This window comes from Klebsiella sp. HMSC16C06 (assembly GCF_001808325.1).
In the GTDB taxonomy this organism is placed as follows: Bacteria; Pseudomonadota; Gammaproteobacteria; order Enterobacterales; family Enterobacteriaceae; genus Klebsiella; species Klebsiella variicola.
In genome coordinates this window covers 301,919-321,792 of sequence record NZ_KV792988.1, presented here as the reverse complement: position 1 = coordinate 321,792, position 19,874 = coordinate 301,919, and the positions used below count along the sequence as shown (strand labels likewise).

At 49.8% G+C, this 19,874-nt stretch carries 23 protein-coding genes and 1 pseudogene; 4 read left to right on the top strand and 20 right to left on the bottom strand.

All coding sequences use genetic code 11. From position 1 onward, the window contains the following. Nucleotides 1-3 precede the first annotated feature (3 nt). The 8 genes and pseudogenes from HMPREF3142_RS06330 to HMPREF3142_RS06300 all read right to left on the bottom strand — a co-directional run bounded on the left by HMPREF3142_RS06330 (nucleotide 4) and on the right by HMPREF3142_RS06300 (nucleotide 8,743). Entirely contained in the window at nucleotides 4-1,665 is a 1,662-nt protein-coding gene (locus HMPREF3142_RS06330; RefSeq protein WP_070611850.1) for a ShlB/FhaC/HecB family hemolysin secretion/activation protein, read from the bottom strand. A gap of 487 nt (nucleotides 1,666-2,152) precedes the next feature. After that, a pseudogene (locus HMPREF3142_RS06325) lies at nucleotides 2,153-2,368 on the bottom strand (hypothetical protein); the annotation flags it as partial. Nucleotides 2,369-2,377: 9 nt separating this feature from the next. Next, on the bottom strand, nucleotides 2,378-3,115 hold the full coding sequence (locus tag HMPREF3142_RS06320; protein ID WP_070611849.1) for a hypothetical protein: 738 nt from the start codon (nucleotides 3,113-3,115) through the stop codon (nucleotides 2,378-2,380). Between the two features lie 11 nt (nucleotides 3,116-3,126). After that, on the bottom strand, nucleotides 3,127-5,538 hold the full coding sequence (locus HMPREF3142_RS06315; RefSeq protein ID WP_070611847.1) for a hypothetical protein: 2,412 nt from the start codon (nucleotides 5,536-5,538) through the stop codon (nucleotides 3,127-3,129). Between the two features lies 1 nt (nucleotide 5,539). After that, a complete protein-coding gene (locus tag HMPREF3142_RS27485) occupies nucleotides 5,540-6,565 on the bottom strand; it encodes a hypothetical protein (RefSeq protein WP_077270021.1) in 1,026 nt (341 codons plus the stop codon). Between the two features lies 1 nt (nucleotide 6,566). Further along, on the bottom strand, nucleotides 6,567-7,154 hold the full coding sequence (locus HMPREF3142_RS06310) for a DUF2612 domain-containing protein (RefSeq protein WP_070611845.1): 588 nt from the start codon (nucleotides 7,152-7,154) through the stop codon (nucleotides 6,567-6,569). After that, nucleotides 7,147-8,379 carry a baseplate J/gp47 family protein gene (locus HMPREF3142_RS06305; protein ID WP_070611844.1) on the bottom strand — a complete coding sequence of 411 codons (1,233 nt, stop codon included), beginning with the start codon at nucleotides 8,377-8,379 and terminating at the stop codon, nucleotides 7,147-7,149. Before HMPREF3142_RS06305 ends, HMPREF3142_RS06310 begins: the two co-directional genes overlap by 8 nt. Before the next feature lie 7 nt (nucleotides 8,380-8,386). Beyond that, complete coding sequence (locus HMPREF3142_RS06300; protein ID WP_070611842.1) at nucleotides 8,387-8,743, bottom strand: hypothetical protein; 357 nt, start codon at nucleotides 8,741-8,743, stop codon at nucleotides 8,387-8,389. Between the two features lie 86 nt (nucleotides 8,744-8,829). On the opposite strand from HMPREF3142_RS06300, the gene HMPREF3142_RS30185 reads away from it, so the two are divergent. Continuing rightward, the gene (locus HMPREF3142_RS30185) at nucleotides 8,830-9,021 is read left to right on the top strand and encodes an ECs_2282 family putative zinc-binding protein (protein ID WP_004196867.1); all 192 of its coding nucleotides are present in this window, start codon (nucleotides 8,830-8,832) and stop codon (nucleotides 9,019-9,021) included. A 169-nt stretch (nucleotides 9,022-9,190) separates the two neighbouring features. On the opposite strand, the gene HMPREF3142_RS06290 is transcribed toward HMPREF3142_RS30185, so the two are convergent. Beyond that, nucleotides 9,191-10,144 carry a phage antirepressor N-terminal domain-containing protein gene (locus HMPREF3142_RS06290; RefSeq protein ID WP_070611838.1) on the bottom strand — a complete coding sequence of 318 codons (954 nt, stop codon included), beginning with the start codon at nucleotides 10,142-10,144 and terminating at the stop codon, nucleotides 9,191-9,193. 67 nt (nucleotides 10,145-10,211) lie between these two features. After that, nucleotides 10,212-10,373, bottom strand: coding sequence for an Arc family DNA-binding protein (locus HMPREF3142_RS27480; protein ID WP_077270020.1), 162 nt, complete (start codon nucleotides 10,371-10,373; stop codon nucleotides 10,212-10,214). An 87-nt stretch (nucleotides 10,374-10,460) separates the two neighbouring features. Here HMPREF3142_RS27480 and HMPREF3142_RS06285 point away from each other — a divergent pair, with 87 nt between their 5' ends. Beyond that, nucleotides 10,461-10,712: an Arc family DNA-binding protein gene (locus HMPREF3142_RS06285; protein WP_070611836.1), complete on the top strand. Its 252-nt coding sequence runs from the start codon at nucleotides 10,461-10,463 to the stop codon at nucleotides 10,710-10,712. After that, the gene (locus HMPREF3142_RS06280) at nucleotides 10,713-10,916 is read left to right on the top strand and encodes a hypothetical protein (protein ID WP_012542584.1); all 204 of its coding nucleotides are present in this window, start codon (nucleotides 10,713-10,715) and stop codon (nucleotides 10,914-10,916) included. Between the two features lie 29 nt (nucleotides 10,917-10,945). Here the strand turns inward: HMPREF3142_RS06280 and HMPREF3142_RS06275 are convergent, their stop codons facing one another. Continuing rightward, nucleotides 10,946-11,296: a hypothetical protein gene (locus HMPREF3142_RS06275; protein ID WP_012542585.1), complete on the bottom strand. Its 351-nt coding sequence runs from the start codon at nucleotides 11,294-11,296 to the stop codon at nucleotides 10,946-10,948. Nucleotides 11,297-11,462: 166 nt separating this feature from the next. Between HMPREF3142_RS06275 and HMPREF3142_RS06270 the strand changes: the two genes are divergently transcribed. Beyond that, on the top strand, nucleotides 11,463-11,912 hold the full coding sequence (locus HMPREF3142_RS06270; RefSeq protein WP_070611834.1) for a hypothetical protein: 450 nt from the start codon (nucleotides 11,463-11,465) through the stop codon (nucleotides 11,910-11,912). A 66-nt stretch (nucleotides 11,913-11,978) separates the two neighbouring features. Here the strand turns inward: HMPREF3142_RS06270 and HMPREF3142_RS06265 are convergent, their stop codons facing one another. From HMPREF3142_RS06265 to HMPREF3142_RS06225, 9 genes are all read right to left on the bottom strand, one after another. Beyond that, entirely contained in the window at nucleotides 11,979-12,566 is a 588-nt protein-coding gene (locus HMPREF3142_RS06265; protein ID WP_070611832.1) for a Gp138 family membrane-puncturing spike protein, read from the bottom strand. Between the two features lies 1 nt (nucleotide 12,567). After that, complete coding sequence (locus HMPREF3142_RS06260) at nucleotides 12,568-13,422, bottom strand: baseplate hub protein (RefSeq protein ID WP_009308058.1); 855 nt, start codon at nucleotides 13,420-13,422, stop codon at nucleotides 12,568-12,570. Then, entirely contained in the window at nucleotides 13,419-13,724 is a 306-nt protein-coding gene (locus tag HMPREF3142_RS06255) for a phage baseplate plug family protein (protein ID WP_070611830.1), read from the bottom strand. Before HMPREF3142_RS06255 ends, HMPREF3142_RS06260 begins: the two co-directional genes overlap by 4 nt. 1 nt (nucleotide 13,725) lies before the next feature. After that, nucleotides 13,726-14,568, bottom strand: coding sequence for a phage baseplate protein (locus HMPREF3142_RS06250; RefSeq protein WP_064165478.1), 843 nt, complete (start codon nucleotides 14,566-14,568; stop codon nucleotides 13,726-13,728). A gap of 3 nt (nucleotides 14,569-14,571) precedes the next feature. After that, a complete protein-coding gene (locus HMPREF3142_RS06245) occupies nucleotides 14,572-16,497 on the bottom strand; it encodes a lytic transglycosylase domain-containing protein (protein WP_070611828.1) in 1,926 nt (641 codons plus the stop codon). Between the two features lie 201 nt (nucleotides 16,498-16,698). Then, nucleotides 16,699-17,175, bottom strand: coding sequence for a hypothetical protein (locus HMPREF3142_RS06240; RefSeq protein ID WP_070611826.1), 477 nt, complete (start codon nucleotides 17,173-17,175; stop codon nucleotides 16,699-16,701). 61 nt (nucleotides 17,176-17,236) lie between these two features. Continuing rightward, the gene (locus tag HMPREF3142_RS06235; RefSeq protein WP_048257907.1) at nucleotides 17,237-17,767 is read right to left on the bottom strand and encodes a KilA-N domain-containing protein; all 531 of its coding nucleotides are present in this window, start codon (nucleotides 17,765-17,767) and stop codon (nucleotides 17,237-17,239) included. Nucleotides 17,768-17,948: 181 nt separating this feature from the next. Then, nucleotides 17,949-18,392: a phage tail fiber protein gene (locus HMPREF3142_RS06230; protein ID WP_043875684.1), complete on the bottom strand. Its 444-nt coding sequence runs from the start codon at nucleotides 18,390-18,392 to the stop codon at nucleotides 17,949-17,951. Beyond that, complete coding sequence (locus HMPREF3142_RS06225) at nucleotides 18,392-19,873, bottom strand: DUF3383 domain-containing protein (protein ID WP_070611824.1); 1,482 nt, start codon at nucleotides 19,871-19,873, stop codon at nucleotides 18,392-18,394. Before HMPREF3142_RS06225 ends, HMPREF3142_RS06230 begins: the two co-directional genes overlap by 1 nt. Between the last annotated feature and the right edge of the window lies 1 nt (nucleotide 19,874).

Below are 19,874 nucleotides of genomic sequence, written 5' to 3'. Positions count from 1 at the left end.
CCTTTAAAATGCCACGGCAACGCGGTAGTAGATATTGAGGCGATCGGGACCAAGCCAGTCCGGATACGCCAGCGGACCAGCCACGGTAAAAGAGGTGGATAACCAGCGATTCGTCGTGGTGAACCCTACCGCTGCGCCCCACAAGGTTCCGGCGGCCCGGGGATCGAGTCGGTCAGCATGCAACCAGCCGCCATCCAGTGCGGCCAGAGCGCCGACCTGCCCAATGGCGGGGAGCGTAAAAAGCGCGTAGTTCAGTTCATTACGCCAGTAACCGCCATTGTCCCCTGAAATGTACTGTTCTTTAAAACCACGTACTGAGCTTTCCCCGCCTAAGGTCAGGCGCTCGCTGCCATATAAGCGGTCCGGAGACCACTGGCCGTAAAGGCTGCTAAGCCACCAGAGATCGTTGAGCAACGGGCGCTGAAAGCTGGCGCTCAGACTCCATTTTCTGAATTCCGCTTTTGGCAAATCGCCCGGTTTATTACCGTCATTTTCGGCACCAAACCACGGCATTCCGCGGGAAAACGTGGGGTTGAAGGTGGCAATCCCGGCAAACATTTTTTGCGTGTGGTTGAGGCCAAACAGCAGTGTCGTCAACTTACGGCTACTGCTTTGCAGCAAAACATCGTCGAGATAATTGTGGTTGGTCCGATAACTCAGTCCGGCGGAGAGACCCGTTTTCAGGTCGCCATTGCGAAAGAGAACCTGTGAGAAGTTTAGCCGGTGGGTTTCGGTGTCACCGCTGGAACGCCAGATCCAGCCGTGGTTATCGAGTGTACTCAGGTAATTATTCCAGCTGTAGCTGTAGTCAAACAGCGTATAACCGTAAGGAATGCTGACCCCTGCGGCAATATTCTGCGCGTCTTTGGCATTCGAAAACCCGCTGCTGCGCCCGCCGCTGACAAACCAGCGATCGGCCAGCCCTAAAAGATTGTTGCCTGTTAAACCCGTGTTGATTTGTCCGCTACCTGTACTCTTCTGGCCGCTGTTGTCGACGCTCATCGACAACAAAAGTGGGCGCTCCGCTGTCGCCGTCAGGTTAACGATGGAGCCGCCAGGTTTTTCGCCCGGCTGGATTTCAATTTGCACAGGCGTCGCGCGCGTGCGGTTAATCTGCTCCATCCCCTGTTCGATATCACGCAGGTTAAGAATATGGCCTTCCAGCCCTGGAAACGCCATTGTTAACTCACGTTTAGCCGCCCCTTCCATGGTGATTTTTTCGAGCTTTCCTTCAAGAATAGTCAGATGTAATACCCCGGAACGTAAATCCTGCTCGGTCAGAAAAGCGCGGCTGGTAATATATCCCCGACTGATATACCAGTCGGAAATAATATTTACGAGTTTAGTAATACGCGCAATATCCATGCACTGCCCAAGCCAGGGCTGGACTATTTTTTGCTGCTGACGCGGATCAATAAGCGTCGCGCCATCTAACGCGATGCGATGGATAGAAAAACAGGGACCATCAGAGGCTTCAGCCTGCGCAGGCATCGCCGCGTGAAGGCTTGGCGTGGCGCGCTCCAGCGATTCACGTTGCTGCTGGTTCTGACGCAGTAATTGTTGCTGCTGTTGCTCAACGCTGTCGCGATCGGCTGGCGATAAAAAAGCGGCGTAGGTGGTCAGACTCAGCGTCATTAGTCCCAGAGCCAAATACAGAGATTTCATCCGTGTTCTCGTTATTACTTAACATGCAGTGCAAAAACATATTCCATTATATGTTGCGCGGATTTAAGCATGAAACTTACGGTATGTGAACATGAAATAATGAATGAGGATCGTTTTTAGGATAATGACTTTTGCGCAGAAAAATAGACGGCAGAGGAAAAATAACGAATGTATTAACACGTATTTGAAATATGTTTTTCAACCGCAATAGCACAGCCAGGTTACAGGATAGGGAAAATGGTGTCCGGTACGAAAAAGCAGCAAGAGGATAAGAAGCTGATATTGAATGGCACGCCCTACAGGATTCGAACCTGTGACCTACGGCTTAGAAGAAAGTAGAGCGTTAAATAACACACTGTAATCACACATTTTTTCCGCGTTCGCATCCGGTTTTGTGTCGTTTCGTGTCGTTTGAATACATCCCTGTCTTTATCGTGCATTCCTGTCACGCCACAACTACGACACAGCAGCCTCGAGCTGACAGAAACTAAACAACCGCGTTGTCCTGGCGAACATCGCAGATAGTAAACGTCACGACCCCGATGACAGTGACATCGTCCAGGGCTTCGCCCTCGATCGCTTCGCCATCTTCGGTAATCAGCGACCTTCCTCTCAGCGTGGCAAGCTCTGTCCCGCCTCCGTGCTGGATCAGAACCTGACTGCCTTGTGATGGCTTCAGGGAGATATCCAGCACAACGTAACCGCAGAAATCCTAGAGCGGAACACCCAAAGCATTAGCCCACGCAGTCCATTGCGCACCGGCTTTCGTGATTTCATCATCAGTTAGCGCAACGTTGTGTAGTGCCGACATTCTGTGAATCCCTGCGTTTGTCAGGTCAGTTTGGTAACTACCACCTATGCGTAACTTGGCCCCCAAATCGGCAGGGTCGCTCATTCCTGAGGTTTTCTCCGCTGAAAGAGCTTTATTTATTATTTTAAAATCCATTTTTTGGCCGGATTTGAATCTGGCACATACCAGATAATTCGTATTAGCGAGCAATCCGCTTAATGCGACCGACTGCTGGGTAGATGTACTGCCGTTAATAGTATTAACAGCAAAGTTAAGCGTCATATTTGTAGAGCCAGCCTGGGTTCTTAAAGTCACCCCTTGCGTAGTTCCTGAGCCAGACTGCCGTGGCCCGTTAAAATTGCTGAGCAGCAGAATCTGTGAAAGGGTCGGACAGTTAAAGATTGTGAAAAAAGTAAAGTCCAGAGACTGAAGAATACCCGTATCAAGCAATGTGCCTGCAGGCGTAAACTGGACGCCATTTTCCTGCACAACAGGCGAACCCAGTACCGTTGCAGCTGCGCCACCCGGGGCCAGGTTTCGACCGGTTTTATCAGCGGTACCGCCAAAAAAGTTTAAATACTGCAACCCTCTCCTGACTAGCGGATCAAAACCTAACCCACTATCTCCTACAAAGTCATTAGTAATGATTCGAGTTCCCATTTATCTGTCCTTTAAAGTGAAGTGGCCTGTCTATAAAAAGCTACGCATGGATTGTTTAGTGGATATGGTTTATTTACAAGGGCGGTGATATTTGCAGAGGATCGCTCTCCAAGGTCAGGGCGATATTCGTAGTTTGATATCGATATTGTTCCATCGCTATCAAACAGATTCCCGCAACCTCCAGATGCAGTTTCGCTGCCGTACCAGACAAATACACTACCTGATGTCTCCCTGGATAATTCTAAATCAACCACTGTCGCCGCGACAATTTGTACAGATGATATCGGAACATCACCAAGATCATCTGTAACCCTAAATCCTCTGGCAGAGTAATCCTGGGCTACCGTGCCAATCGCGTAAGAAGACATAAACTTAAGTGGCGGAGACCATACCAAAAAATCTATTCTGATGAGGGTCCCTTTTATTGTAATGTTCCTGGGCTGCAATGGCTTCCATTGCTGAGACCGATCCTGAACTCTGTGCAAAACCTTACCAAACTGAGAGGCCAGCCAGCGATATCCATTTGCGTCAGGATGGCCGCCTTTTCCTGTAACCATATAATTTGGTGAGGCCATCATAACATTCTGGTCAGCAGCACATATGTCAAGCTGGGCTTCTCCAATGGACATTTTAGTTACATCGCGAGTATAACTTCCTCCAGTCTGATACAGTAAAGTTAGCGGCACGGACTCCTGTCCAGTGATTGCGATTGTATCGCTGATGAAATCATCAATTAATCCACGTAGTTTGTTTCTGTAGGCCACTCTATCGGTGGTTCCGCCTTTCGTACTGTCATAATTGTACTCGTTCCCTAGATACAATAACCCAACCACGCCGCAGGTTTTGCCGGCTGCATCAGCTATGCCCTTAACCTGCGTCACCGCTGAAATAATCCTGTTATAAAATCCGGTTGATGAACCTTTTTCAAGGTTTTCGATAATTTGACCGCCAACACCACAGTTTACTGCAATATACTGACGGGAATCTGATGAAATAACTTTTTGCTGGAACTGCATTGTTCTCCACATCTGCAAAGATGCGATGTCGACCGATTCGCCATAATTATTAGACCATGGGCTGGCCGCAATAACTTCAGCATCAGTCATGATATGACCATCATCATCACTTTGATTTACAGCAACCAAATTGTTAAGCGCTGCGCTGCCAACTGGGTTAAATGTAGACCCACTATGCACATTAAGGGGCCTGACTGACATCCCCAGCATCTTTAAATTAAGAGAGTCTTTTATTTCCCTGGTAAGGCATGGAAACCCTTGCGTTCCGTTACTATATGACTGACCATAAGTAACAATTATATTTATATCAAAAACAGGCCTCTGAAAAGAGTAATTTATTTCTGCCCGCATGGCGTCTGCAGCAGCGATATTGTCAGAATTGCGTTTCGCTATATCTGCACTATCGCTGTCGGATATTGATTGCTGCTCTCCATCCACATTTAATAAGATGAAGCCAACACTATCTCGAAACAACACCCCTGTTACATCATCAGTTGCCTCCGCATGCAATGCTTTTGTAACTAACTGCTCCTGTTCAACTATTGGCTGTATATCATCAACATTGCTAAGAAGAGGGACCCCTATTTGCTGAATTATAAATCCGACACTATCTCTAAAAATGAATCCCTCAAGAGTATCGTCATATTCAGCATGTATCGCTCTGTTTTGAAGTAGATCTCTCCCTAGCGCGGCAAGCCTAAAGCCGACGTCGTCATTTACAGTCATGATGGGGGAGCCATCATCTGTGATAATCATCGAGTTGATGTATTTTTGTGAGGGCATTTTTCGCCCGGTTGGTTGCAGAGTCCCGCCGCTATTAACTACCTCAATTGCCAGCGAGCTATCGTCAGGGCTACGGTAATACGCAGTTGATCCTACCGGTATGTTGCCAGCATCTGCGTCTGCCTGCGCCGCAGCCAGCGTCGGAAACTCACGGATTGTCCCTGTTATGGCCGCTGTACCCGGCTGCTTCGCCTGCAATACGGCCACGCCTGCTTTGTTTTGATACTGCCATGCAGCGGAAAGCGCATCTGGGCCCTGGGCTACCCAGAAAGACTGGCCGTCAGTAGTAGCTGCCAACCCGGCAATGGTGCCATCAGGATCGCTGGCAGTCTTATAGAATGTGAATTTGTTCTTTGCGTAGTCTGAAGCACTACTAGCGGCCGCCTCCGCATCATCTTTTGCATCCACTGCTGCCGCTGCTGACTGAGCTGCGTTAGCCTCTGAATATGTGGCATTTTGCTCTGATGTTGCTGCTGCCGCGGCAGCATCTTTAGCTTCTTGCGCCGCTGCGCTGGTATCCTGATAACCCTGCTGAGCTTCAATTAAATATTGTTTTGCTTCGGCAGCACTAACTGCTGCCTCAGCAGAAAATTGCGCGGCCTGTTGGGTGTCTGTAGTTGCCATATCAGAATCCTATTACTTCCCAGCGAGTTCTAATGGTTGCGTTCTGCGTCTTGCATGCAGAACGAAATGAAAAACCACTTCCTGAAAACGTCGAGTCCATAAGCCATGAGCGTTCATTCTGTCCGGCGCCACCAACATCAACTGGAATAACTTTTACTGAACAGATGGTATTAAACCCAAACACTCCATCACTGGTTGTAAAAGATGGAGCAACAAAAATGTTATCCGTTTCGTATTCACCATCAATCCCGGCAATGGTGCAATTGGCATCCGTATAACCCCAGGCAAGACGAGCACCATTTCCAAAAAGGAACCCTCCGGACTGCCCGGGGCCACTAGTAGCATCTACGAAATAGACATTCGTTCCATCGCAGCGAATTTTTCCCCGCCCTGCAGGATATAATGTTGCTGTATTGCTCCCGCTAATTGTTTTGCAAACGACATTAAATCCACCCGAGGTATTATTTGTTACCTTCCATTCTTTAATCCACGGAGGGAAAAATAAATAGATATTCCCAGTTAGCACTCCGCTGATAACTATTTCTGGACGCGAAGCCTGCAAGGCAGTCAGCGTGATATTCGCAGATCCCGATGCAGTTATTGACGAAATACCATAACTTGACACAGGGACCCACCCTGATGCGACACCACCTGTGTTTTCAGGTGTCCCATTGTTGCTATTGAGGGTGTTCAGCCAAAGCCCGTCGAGAGTACTAAATGGAACAACAGCCCCTTTTGGGTAACCGCCAATAGCGGCTGCATAAGCCGAATCAAATGGATATCCACCCCCAGCCTGATTCCACTGGTGCCTCAAAAAAGACTCATAGAATATACCGTTAAAATCCTGACCTTGAGGTGGTTTCCCGCCTGATGAGAGAGCGATTCTGGTGATTGGGGGGAAGCCAACATCGAATGATGCCTTTCCCCCATTCAGCGTTTCGGTGGTGGCGTCGGTAGGAATGCTGTTACGATCGCCAGACGCGGCAAAGACCACCGTCAGACGCAGTGGCATGGCTGAATTATTCAATTCAGACCTCCTGAATGATGTTTACTTTTACTCCGGGAGGGGAAGGAAGCGCCCCGGAACTCTGTACTATGGCTAACTCTACATCTGACAGGACGAATTCAAAGACGTAGCTCATGACATGATTGCCGTTGTCACGGACATAAGCCCGCCCGCTACTTCCGAACATGTACATCAGCATGCGATTCATGACCGGCACGGTGCAGTCGCTGATGTTCGCCATCGCTTTGCACATGATCAGCTTGCGGTATGCATCATTGGTCAGGACGACAGTATTCGTGTCCTGTACGCCGGTATAGAAAGGTGCCTGGTTAAAGGGTTGCGGGTCGGTGAGTTCTGCCGGGGTGCTGGTCGCTTCGCCAAACCCCAGAAACTGCTGGGATGGCGTCACAGTCAGCAAACGCTCTACATCAACGATTTTACCCCAGCACATCAGCCCGTAATCACCACAGGTCTCGATGTTAAATACGAGGTCATAGAACGTGTCTATCCAGTCCTCTGGCGCTACAGAAGCGTTAAAGGAGTCAATCAGTGACCGCAGGCTGGTTGAGTTCACGTACTGCGCGTAGATCGTCCAGTCGACATTATTCACTTACCGCCTCCGTTATGATGTTTGTCGCATCGAGAGTCGGTTCCTGATCAATGCCCATGGTCAGCGCACTAGACCAGGTTGTTCCATCCAGAGAGATCTGGACAGAAAGAACGTTCATGTTCTGTGCATCTAGCGCCTGGATAGGGCCGATATACCGGCTGCCATAAATTCGCGCGCCGGCACGCGCCCGGGTGCCACCATCTGCGCCGGTGAAGGAATTCAGGACGACCGCTCTGATCTGCGCGTTGATATCTGACGGAAGGCCATCATTCTCTTCGTATTCCACCTTGATATGAACGCTCACCGCATCCAGCGTTTTCCACCTGTAGGTGTACTCCGGATAAGGGGCGTCATAATTTTCGGTATCCTGCACGGTTCCGGTGGTGTCACCGTTCATAACGGTGCCCGGGGGGAGTTTTTTATTGATGGCCGCTGCAATGTCTGCCACTGCCCCGCCATAAACCCCGATATAAATCGAGCTGGCAAGCATCGTGTAATTCGTGGAACCTTTTTCGACGGAAGTCGGCTCTTTGTTGTCGATCACATAAACATCAAGCACCCCATCGACTTCCAGGACAGCAGCCCGCACAGCCGCTGCCGTGTTGAAGGCGTTACGTGCCACTGACTGGCGCCGGCGATACTCAAATGCAGATCGCCCTTCAACATTCGAGCCCGGCACACCCGCGGTCTCGTTGGTGATACTCGACCAGCCACTTACCGCGACATAGATGTTTGTCAGGGTACCGATGGGACAAGCTATCGGCCCGGTAGTCAGGTTCTGGAACTCGATCTTTACCGTCCCGTCTGCGCCTATCGTTCCGGCTGCCAGTGACACGTACATATAACCGTTATCGTCGGTTGCATAAGACTGTGCCGGGATCACCGTCCCCGGTACGCCGGAGCATGTGGCCGTTACAACCGTACCCGCAGCAGCAATGCGATCGAGGAAGTAAATCCTGCCGATGCCATCCTGAAATCTGCCAGAGGAAAAGTCCGGGTTCATGTTGTTGACGATAGCCAGAAGCTGATCGTTCTTGTCTGCGATGATTGCAGTATCAGTGACAGCCAGTTGCCCCTGCGGCGTCTTGAGGTTCGTGCTCATAGCCGTCCCGAATGCAGAACCAATATCAGCTATACGCCCGGCAAGAATGTCTCCCTCATCTGGAACATCAAGACCAGTGGTGGAAAAGGTCACGGCCGGTACCGCCGTAGAGATTTTCGTCATTTTTTCCTCACAGGGTGATGCTGGAATCCAGGCCGTTGGTATCCACGATCGCAATAACGCCGGTAGTGCGGCGCGTATCGCGGTTGTTAATCAGCGTCGGCTCAGCGCGCGCGATATAGCTCATCCGCAACGCTTCAACCTGAAGCGCGGCCGCCATGGCGCCGGTGCTGGCCTTAACGTTCAGAAGCTCTTTGTAATTAACGCCGGTGTCTTTTTCGTAAATGCACTCGCCGCGTATGGCCAGGCATGCCGTCGCTACGTCCTGAGCGCAGGCGTAGGGATTTTCAACCGTGGCGATATTACCCAGCTCATCAAGGACAAGATCCCAGGTATCGGTATCGAGTTTGAGAGATATTGTTTTCATGGATGAATATCCATTGGTTAAATGTCAGGATTTAATAAATCAGGCGTCCTGGGTATGTTGCTTTAAACAACTTTGAGGGGATCACCATGGACATCAAAATCACCTGCCCGGAGTGCGGAAGTGAACGCATCAAAGCTCCCGCCGAAGTCAACACGCTGGACGACCTCGCGGGTTCCATCTGCGCCGACTGTGGAAGAGAAATCAGTAAAGATGATGTCGTTAGTCAGGCGAGACAGTTCGCTATCGACTCGCTCAGAAATTCCATCGGGAAATCGTGATTTAAGCTCTCCGGTCAGGACGTGAATCTTGTCGTCTATGCGTGAGGTGTCGATTGACAGGGTAATGAGCATGATTTACTCCCATAAAAAAACCCCGCCGAAGCGAGGTTTGTGTCATGGGTTACAAGATTTTTGTAACCCGTTTGACCTACACTTTTTGTGTAGGTCCCTAACCAATTACATATTCAGCCTTTCCGCCACGGAACGAGATGGTTTTATTCCCCGCCCGGCGGCAAGCGTCTGCGATAGCCTTCATGCCGTACTCGACATTACCCAGATGTTTGCGCATCGCCACAATTTCAGCCTTCGGAGCCGAAACATCAAAGCCGGCCTCTTCCAGAACGTTAATCAGCCGAATTGCCGCAGATGTAGAGTTGTCGCCACAAAGCATCTCCATCGTCACGTCAAATGACGGGGCTGTTAGAGACTTTCCAAATGACAGGTTGCCACTGCGAACCAACGGGTTGTTATCGATCCACCATTGAAGCGGAATGTTTACGTCAAACTTAGGTGCTGGCAGTGTTTCCTGCTTGCCCAAGAACTCCCCCTCCAGCGCTACGCGGTGAACGTACTCAATGGCGGTAGGAATTTGTGAAGCATCTAGGTCTTCAATACTGTCAACATTAAAGCGCTGATGGATCATTGCGTAAGCTTCCGGATACATCATGTGCCTTTTGCTTACCAGCATGTTAACGGCATCCCGAAGTGGCGTTCTTTCATCGACCGTGGTCTTTTTGCGTGGGTTCTTGACCTCACCTTTAGTCCAGTAGTCATGCAGAACGGTAAAACATTCCTCTTGGTACTTGATCAGTTTGTCGCGGATATCAGCACGCACTTTTTCTGGGTTGATACTGAACAGCCATCCATTGAGTTTTTTCAATGGAAGGCACAAAAGCTTGCGCAGCTTGCCGTCGGCGGCAACCATAGAGATATCTCTACAGTTGAATCTGTCCTTCATTTTGCGCAGCTTTACCGACTGACCAGTCCAGTCCATTCCGATATTCTCTACAATCTGACGCATTGCCACGTAAGTCACACCAGCAGCAACTGCAGTTATCACTTGCTGACCGTTGAACGGCACGTAAGAGGTGTTAACTGCTTCAAGAATTGCTATACTTGTCATGTCATCATTCCTAGGTGGTTTGTTGATACCGAAGCCCTGACTGTTACCGCAGTTGGGGCTTCAACTTTTAAGCGACGCATCGCCCTTCTTCTTTCATCTTGTCCATGAACATTCGATAAAGCTCTTCGTTCAAAGACCTGCCATTTTCCGCTGCAACCTGTTTAGCAAGAACTAAAGTTTCTGCCGGCCACCGTAGGTTAAACTGCGGTAATTTTCTTGCGCCTTTCATTCACCCTCCAACCAAGTGAACCACCGTGGTTCACTTGAGAATGTACTATCACCGTTATATGCTGTCAAGAAAAAACATGGTGAATTAATGTCCAGAGATGATCCGCAATTCAAGTTGCGACTTCCTGCTGATTTGAAAGCAAAACTTGATCAGAGGGCCAAGATGAACGGTCGTTCCATCAACGCCGAACTGGTCCAAATAGTGCAAGTAGCATTATCTGAGCCATCGTCAGTATCAGGATACCGCGACGACGCAGAGCGCCTTGCAGACCAGCAGGCAGAGCAGTTTAAAAAGGTTGTGTTTGATACGCTTAAAGACATCTACAGCAAGGAGTCATAGATGGAATGGATCATAGGGATTATCGTGCTGGTATTTCTGGCTAAACTGTTTAAACCGAGTCGTTGCGATGTATGCGGCACAGGGTTTAAACGGAACTACTACACCTGGAAGATCGACGGTAAAAAGCAACACCTTTGCCCGAACTGCAATAGCAAAATGAAAAAAAGAAAAAGTGACATCGGCTTTAAAGACAGATTCGGCTAAGAAGAAGCCCACCCAATGGTGGGCTTTCATTATTTTATGTCTCTAACCTTGCCTTCTAGCCTTTTGCACGCCTGATCGTCAAGCATGCTTTGATAAGGACCAATATTATTGCAAGCATCAATAAGAGTTTTCACCGCATATCTAGCATAACTACCGCCATCATCCCGCATCAGCCTGCCACTCCTACCAGAGAGATCACTTGCCCCCTCATCATATGCTTCTGATAAGGCAAGTTGAGAGGCTTTCTCTTTTATAGCTAACCTAATTTCAATGTCACCGTTAAGCTCTTTATTTTTATTGAAAAATTCTTCGAGCGTCTCTGCATGTGAAAGAGTTGTTGTTATTAGCAGAATTGTTAATAGCAAGGGCTTTTTAATCATTATTACGGCTCCAGAGGATTTGTGCGGCTTCCTCGGGATGATACCGCGCCGCCAGCACCTGCGTCTATCTGGCCAGCACTGTGAAAATCTACACTGATCAAATGTCAGGATTTCAAGTAATTCCGATTCACTTTATGTTGATGCTTTGCCCCCCTAAGGAGTCAACATGGAAAGTCTGGACGCACGAAAAGTGGTATTGCAATTCTTGACAGAACTGCCAGATACGATAAGAACCGATGAGTTACTCTTGGTTCTCGCTTATTGTGGGCAAAACCCCAACTTAAATGCCCCTGACAACTTCCCTGAATCCATTGAAAAATACCTTCTCCAGAGTGGCTTGTCAGGCATTGGTGCTGTGCTATGCGCCCGGGCATCCATTGACTACAGGCTTAGAGATATCAACTTGGAGATGAACCGCGCTGAAGAGGACCTCAAGGCATTGGTGGCGAAACATCCAGACTTTCCGGAGGCCGGTCTCCTCGGCATTCCTCTAAGAAAACGGCATTATGCTGCCGCTCTTGAGAAGTGGAATGCATTGCGGGCGAATGAGCTATCCGACGAAAATATTCGATATTTTGGACGAATGTTTTTATCCCCACGATGGGGTAAAAATTGAGGTAGATGCCCCAATCTGAATTACTCATGATCTGACACATAACGCTGAACCCTCTTTAGGTTAATGTTAGCCACCCAGTGGGGCAGTGTTACTTCCACCAAATTCAACGCCACCATGAGTGTGTTTATCGACAACCGAGCCGTCTACCAACTGAAGAGTTCCGTTCGCGAGTATCTTCAGTCCGTTGATGTTAACCACGCCGGGGCTTTTGATGTTTATGCCGCTGCCGGTAAACTCCGCGTACTCAGTAGGCTCTCCGTTCAGGCTAGCGATAGCCGTGATGTAAACGGCATCTGAGTATGAGTGCCTGCGCTGAGTTGGTGGAGGGCCGCCGCCTTTAGTTTTTTTCACATTTGTGATGTCTTTATCGCAGGCAATCACCAAGCCAATATCGCCTACTCTGGGCGTCATTTTTACCGAGCTATTTCCAGCCTGATACTGAATGAATGGAACATTGTAAACATCCTGGTTTGCTATGGAACCGCCCGAAGCGTTTGTTCCAGTAACCAGAGGAAAAACGGTAAGGGTCTTGCCATTCACTTTTTTGACTATGACGATATCAGCAAACACACAGCCTTTTATGGCTCCGGCTATAAGCGAAAGAACAGCATTCCCCTGACACGACATGTCACTAGGCTTTTGCTTGGTAAGCATCTCACACTCCAAATACAAATCCTGGATAAGCTACAACGAATGTTTCCCATAGTCCGCCGGGGACCTTGCATGACAAATAATGAGTGGTTCCATACTGGACTATCCAATCTCCACTTGCGTGAGGGAGAGAGGTTTCCAGTTTTATTTTTCGTGCCAGCTTTATTGATGGTGAATAAATGCAGCGGAAATTTATACCAATATCATAAAAAATAGGGTAGCCAATTAATCCATGCTCTGGAGATATAAATGGAACTACAGAGTCAACAGGGCTTTCCCCGGTGTAGATTGTAACCGTCCCAAAGTCTATATCTGCGATGATATTATGGTCGGCTGCAATTTTCTGAATTTGCTCAATGGCATTTCCCTCATAATAAGGGTTGCTGTGCACTGATTTAACATCAACATTTACGAACTTCAAATCCACCTTAGAGGCCAGTGCGTTTATCATATCGGCGACAGACGCTTCACCTTCAATTGATGTTGGCTCGCATACGACAAGCTTTTCCTTTCCAATAGCCGAGGCTGTTATTTCAATCGGAGCATCAGGCATTTGATTCAGATTAACCCTGGCAGATATTATCGTGCCCATAAACACGCAAACATCTCCAGTAAAAACCCGTATGGCGTTTTGCTGCTCACCGAAGAATTTTTCGGAGTTGGTGGTCAATTTAGCCATATTATCAAGGGATAAGCCCCATAGGCTAAGCTCCATCATCGTCCCGGTAGCTCCCCCATAAGCCGAAACAGAAAGCTCACACTTGAACCCTTCGGCTATGAGCGTGTTACCTTTTTTGCCGTCAAAGGTGCCATTGGCCAGAGTAAACTCAACCGTTAACTCTCTTTCCTTATAGCTCATCGGCCCACCTCATCACTCGACGCATAATACAGCTTAAAGCGCGTCCCTATTTCGTCATAAACCGGATCGGCATCCCCTTTTGTGTCTACAAAAATTAGATCTCCCTTAAATCCAAGATACTTATATCTGACGAGATATATACAGTTAAGGCAGAGGACTCCCTGCATAATTGCAGCGTCATCAACATACAGGTCTATGTAGAATCCAGTTGAGCGCTGATGCAACTTGATAGCGCAGTTCTGGCCACCAAGCGTGACATAAACCTTTTGGGATAGTGACGGCGATAAGCTAATTTCCTGCATGTCACATCACCTTATTTTCAAGAAAATCAGCCACCGTGCTTTTGATCTGTTTTGCGACCGCTGTTGATGAGTTATCCCATACTTGCGATACCGATTTGGCCGCCGAATTGACACCTGAAACTATGGCACTGCCGGTAAGATCAATAGCGCTTGATAGCGATGAATTTCCGCTTGTCCATGCGTTTTTTGCGTCAGTAAGTGTTACTTCTTTAGTTGAAGCAGTGATCACCTCTGTTTTTGCAGCGCCCTTGTTGTTTGTTTTGTCGTTATTTGTCGGTGCCTTACCGGAAACCCCATTAGCGATAATTACTTCACCGCTATCCATGATCTCCTCGAAAGTGCAGTTCGCCATCAACAACGTCTGCCCACGATACGACCCCACAAAGTAATCAAAGTGGGTCAGATCGTAGCTGTAATACACCGTATCAGGTGTCTCGATGTTGTAGGTGCTAGCCGTGTTTTTCATCTCATCAAGCTTTTTGATGAAATTACTTCGGCTAAGAAGAGAGAAGTTTGTCAGATTTGGAAGCGCTCCTGTATATGCGGTCCATCCTTCAAGCGCCAGGATCACCCTTAACTCCGATGGCTGCCGGACCTTGTTGTACGAAGTATACTGCCCATTTTCAACCGGCCCCTTCGTCACGTTAGCATCACCGTAGCGATCAACACTAACCCAGCCGGACGGAGAGAAAACCTCCTGCCCGGCTATTGCGGTTGAAATTGACTTATCCACCGTGTTGTAGGTGATCCGGTAAGTTGGCGACAGGGCGCTGTTAAGGACGGATAACAGGCTTCCTCCCTGAATGGCGGATAGCACTGTCGAGACATTCAGAGAAAACGACATGAGTTATTGTCCTGAGTAGCCAGCCATTAGCATGACGCGGTTGTCACCGTGCTTTTTGATGTCGCTGGTAAGCTGTTGCACGTTCTGGGCCTGGGTAGTGATTTTGGTGCCATAAAAGTTATAAACACCGCCAGCCTGCCCTGGCATCGCGCGGTCTACGGCCATACCGGCGCCGGGACGCATTCCCGCCATGACTTTAGGTACGTAATTGCGAGTTTCCGACGGCAGGTTATCCATGCCTTTCTTCTGGACGTTTCCGAGACCCCAGTTATAGGAAGCAAGAGTTTTTTCCAGATCGCCGCCGGTGGCATCCAGCAGAAAGCGCAGGTATCTTCCAGCGGCATCTGCAGATTTGTGGGGATCGAAAACATCACGACCTTTAAGCCCCATGTCCTTTGCCGTGCCTGGCATGAACTGGAACAAGCCTTTGGCTCCAGCTTTCGACTCCGCGAACGGGTCGCCACCTGATTCAGTAGCAGCTACCGAAGATAGCAGCCCGGCCGGAAGTCCATATTTACCTTCCAGCGCCCCGAATTCGCCAGCCATTGCCTGAAGAAAAGCCTTTCCTTTAGCGCCAAGACGAGCGGCTTGCGCGTTAAGCGGAACGTTTGGCTGGTAGCCGCCAACAATATTTGGCTGCATGGAGGCCGCCCCAGCTGGAGAAATTAATGCATTCACTGCCTGTGAAAGAAGATTTTTAGTTGATTCCCAAAATGAGCGCTCATCCTGATCTTTCTTTCTCTGCTCTGGTGACAGCGCCTGCATATTTTGCTGGTTGTTATACCAACCACCTGCATCCCAGCGCTGTTTTATCGACTCCCAAAGAGAATCAGTATGATCGGCTTTAGTGGCAGCATTGGATATATTCTGATAAGCCCCCACACCCACAGCACTGGCAGCGATAAACCACGCAGGAGGTGTAAGGGCGAACAATCCAGTAAAAGCCTTTGTAATCCCCATCACCCATGTAGCAACCTTTAAGCCGATAAGTAGCTTGATCGCGTTTTCCCAACCACCAACAGATCTCGCTGCGTTATCTGCCGCCTTAGCTCCGCTCTCAATAGCACCAAAGAAGGACTCGACTTTTTGTCTCATCTCATCTGGATGTGATTTCATCCAGTTTGATAACTGAAGAAGAACGCCATTAAACTCACGCACATACGGAATAAGGAACGTGTAAAATTGGTTTTTAGTGGTTTCGAGGTTCTGATTGAGAAGCACCCATGCTTCTGTAAACTCTTTCCCCCCCTTAACAGAGGCGTCAGTTATCCCCGAGCTTTTTGTTAAGCGGTCAACGTCCGGAAGAAATCTTCCCTCCTGGTTTCGCTGAATGGTCGCATCATCGAACCCTCCCATAGCACCAATCTGGCGCCTAATGTTTGGGTCTTTGACTTTCCTGAGTGACTCTAGGTAAGATCTTGCAAGTGACTTAGCATCCTTTGAATAGACGTCAAAAGTATCACCAGTTAACGCCGTAAGCATCCGCATGCCGCTAAATATCGGGCTACTGGTATCCCCAAATAGAGAGCCTTGCTTTGCAGCCTGAAAACCCTGCAAGGCGGCCGTAATCCTCTCAAAAGAGCTTCCGGCTGACTCGGCAGCTTTTCCGAAACCATCAAGTTCTCTGGCTGTCATGCCAAGAGCCTTTGACTGAATTGAAAGGTCCATCAGGCCGGAAGTAGTGCTTTTCACAAAGCTCATCAGGCCGCCGGCAGTGACGGTAACGCCAGTCAGTGCCAGCAATTCCGTCTTTATGCTGCCGAAGAATGCTGCTGCCTTTTTCCCCTGCTCTGCCATTTCCTTGGCAGTTTTTTTCGCATCCTCACGCTGCTTCTTGAGGTCGTCGCTAACGTCTTTCTGCCCCTTACGAAAGTCAGACGTATCAAGGCCCAGCGTAATCAGGAGGGCGTCAATTACCGTTGCTGCCATGATCACTCTCCGCTATGGCTCTGTTGGTGTTATCCACGGTCATTATTTCAATCAGCCACCACATATCCTGGACGCTGTATACCGCGTCCAGTTCGTGGAGTGTCGCCATTTTCCCGGAGATCACCGCGGCAATGGTGCGCGGTACATTCGCATACTGTATGAAGCCGCGATCTGAATCTTCCGGGACGGATAAGGGTATTTCTAACTTGCGGTGGCTGCTACAAAAGCGATATGGAGTTTGAAGGCTTCAATTTTCAGGCGCGACCAGGTGCTGATTTCTTCGATCTGCCCTTCGTCAACAAGCGCTGTTTCGATACCGTTACCGCCGAGGAATTTCACGCAGCCAAGCAACTCATCAAGCAGGGGCTTTGACTGTGCGAACGGAACTTTAGCCAGTGAAGTGATACCCCACTGAGCGAGTCCGGCCATACCGCTGGCCATCACGCTTTCGTACAGCTCGCGAGCTTCTGAGTTATCCTCGGCTGGGGCCGGCGCCACCGCAGCACCGATGGCCATCATCATATTGTCGGGGACGGTAACGCCGGCGCCAATCACAGCGCACGCCAGGCGGATCGCCCACTCCTCGGCCTTTCTCGCCGGCATTTCGGTGATTTTGAACTGCTTACCCTTGTCACGGTTATTTGCTTCAACCGTGAATACGATGCTTTTACGAGCCATTTTTGTTTCCTGAATGAGTGATCTGGCAATAAAAAAGCCCACCGTGGCGGGCCGCTTGCATTCATGCGATACCGGGCAAATACATCTGCACCTCATCAGCTACCCGATCGCGTGCTGCGTGGAGCAATTTCTTGCGGCCACCTACGCCCCACCTGGCCATCTGGCTTGCGCATTGACTAATCGCTTTGGTTTCAGTGTTGATGATATGGTCTATTTTATTCAGCCTGGACATGGCGCCGATCCCCAAACGGACAACGGTTCGAAATACCTCATACACTTCAATTTCGAACTCCGGTTTAATCCAGGCGGCGTATCGAATAGCAAGTAGCTCGACGCCCCACGCTCCTGATTCAGAACCGCCTTTTATCACCTTAAGCTGTTGATTTTGTTCCGAAGCACTTTTTAGTGCTTTGGATTGAAGCGCCTTAATGAAGCGTTTTATTTGGGCGCTTCTGAGGAATACGCTCGGGCGCTGGGACTCTGTAGCCTCCCCATTTGCCACGGCGGCCGCATGGAGATCATTAAGGCTATAGCGTCCCTCTTCGTCGACACGAACGGAAACGCCGTTTACTGAAACGGTTGGATGCTTCATCGTATTTACCTTTCTGTGGTGCGAGCCTGTTCGCGTAGACATGGGCAGCCAAGAGCGGAACGATGAAATCCACCGCCCAGCCTCAGACTCACACTACGGAAAGCTCTTGCTGGAAGAAGCGCACGCGAATGCGCGATTTGTTGCAGGAATAAAAAAGCCCGGACTAAGCCGGGCTGATTGTTTACGCTGAGTAGTCTGCCGGGGTGACAGTTTCCCACTGGATAAGCCCAGTTACCGGCTGAAGCACACGGCCGGCAGACGGCATACGGCGCGCGCGCTGCAGGATGCCGTTGGTCATGATGTACTTTTTACCCAGCGATGGCAGGATCACCGTACCATTGACACGCAGCACAGACCTCGTGGTCATCTGCGTGGTTTGCCAGTTGTCGATGTACTTAATTGACGGTGAGGATGCAGCCAGATGGAATGTCCACGGCAGATCACCATAAACAAAACCGCCCAGCAGTTTACCGTCAGCAGTACGCTGGTACTCTGCCGTATCGGTATCACCCATTTCGAAGATGTTTTGCGCTTCGAACTGCTCCAGGTTAAACCCTGACGGGTAGAGCTCAGCGATTACCAGCTCAATGATGGCGTCTGCCGACGTAATATTTTGACCGGCCATTACTGCACCTCCGTGCTGTTAACGGTGATACCCTGGATGATCCCGCCGTCGGTGTACCAGAAGTAAACCGTTGGCTTGGTACGCGCGGCGCGCATTGCCGGGGTGAACGGGCCGATGTAGACGTAATACCCTTCAGCCAGAAGCGAATCCGTAACATCGACGCCAGCGATGGCGTTAATCTGGTCGATCTGCGACTGGTCAAGATCGGTGCCCGCCGTCATGCCACCCCACGCCCTGAATTGCTCAATGGTCGGCTTCATGCACGACTCAATGCGAGCTTTTCCGGCTGCTGCGTAGGGCAGATTGCTCGCCTGCTGGAACAGTGCAACGAGAGCCGCCTGAAGCTGAGCATTTACCCATACCTGACCAGCCCATGCGTCAAGCCAGGCGTAATCACCGGTAATAGAGCCGGGTGCCCACTGGTTGGTGTCGACCGCATTCGAGGCATAGTTGCCGTAGAAGTTATAGCCGTTGGCCTTGGCCGCCTCGTAATCAGTATCGTTACTGATCATCGGCAGCAGCCCGGACACCTGACGACCATTCAGAGAACAGCGCCCATTGGCCTGCGTGAAGTTCAGCGCTGCCACAAACCCCATAGCATTTGCTGCGTGGTTCGGGTAACCATACACCGGACAGGTGTCGTTATAGACGTAGGTGTTGATGATGTCGTACACCAGTGCATTCGAGCTGCCCGCCACGATTGCCGTTCCTGATGCGTCCCAGGGGACATAGGCAAAGCGGTGGTTCTGGCTGTTTGTCCAGAGCGCAAACGCATTAGCCTGGTCTTTGGTGACAGCGAACGTCGTGGAGAATGTTACCCAGTCCTGCTCTTTGGCCAGAATGGCGGTAAAGATATCGTCAACCACTGCCGGTGCCGCACCCTTGGAGATCACTGCGCCGGTCGCTTCGGTCAGTTTCAGTCCTGTAGCCAGCGTACCTTCATCGGCAAATGTAATGGTGCTATCCACGCCTGTGGTTGCAGAGGTAATGATAAATTTCTTCAGCACGCTATCCCAGGTCACCACAACCGAGGAGCCAATTCCGGTTTCAATCAGCTCTGCCGCGTTATCAAAACTGGTGGCGCCGCTGAGGTTGATAGCCGCAGAAGTCTCCTCCGTACCGTCAACGGTCAGAGTCAGCGTACCCGAAAGCAACTTGAGCTGTGCCAGCGTGGTCGCGGCGTGCGATCCGGAACGAAGGAATGCCGCCACTGCTGCGGTATTGAATCGGCTAAAATACAGCTTGCCAGGCATCTGTGTTTTACCGGTGAATGCGGCGAAATACAGCACCGCGGCGGTGTACTCAATCGACGCGCTGCCGAAGTACGCCTTTACCTCATCCGCACTGGAAAATGAGGGTACTGCACCAACCGGCGCGTATGCGCTGTCGGTCAGGAACAGGCCATTGAGATCAATAGCCGTCCCTGTCGCCTTCAGTACGCCGGGAAGCATCTGGGCGATTTTTGATAGCGAAATTGCCATT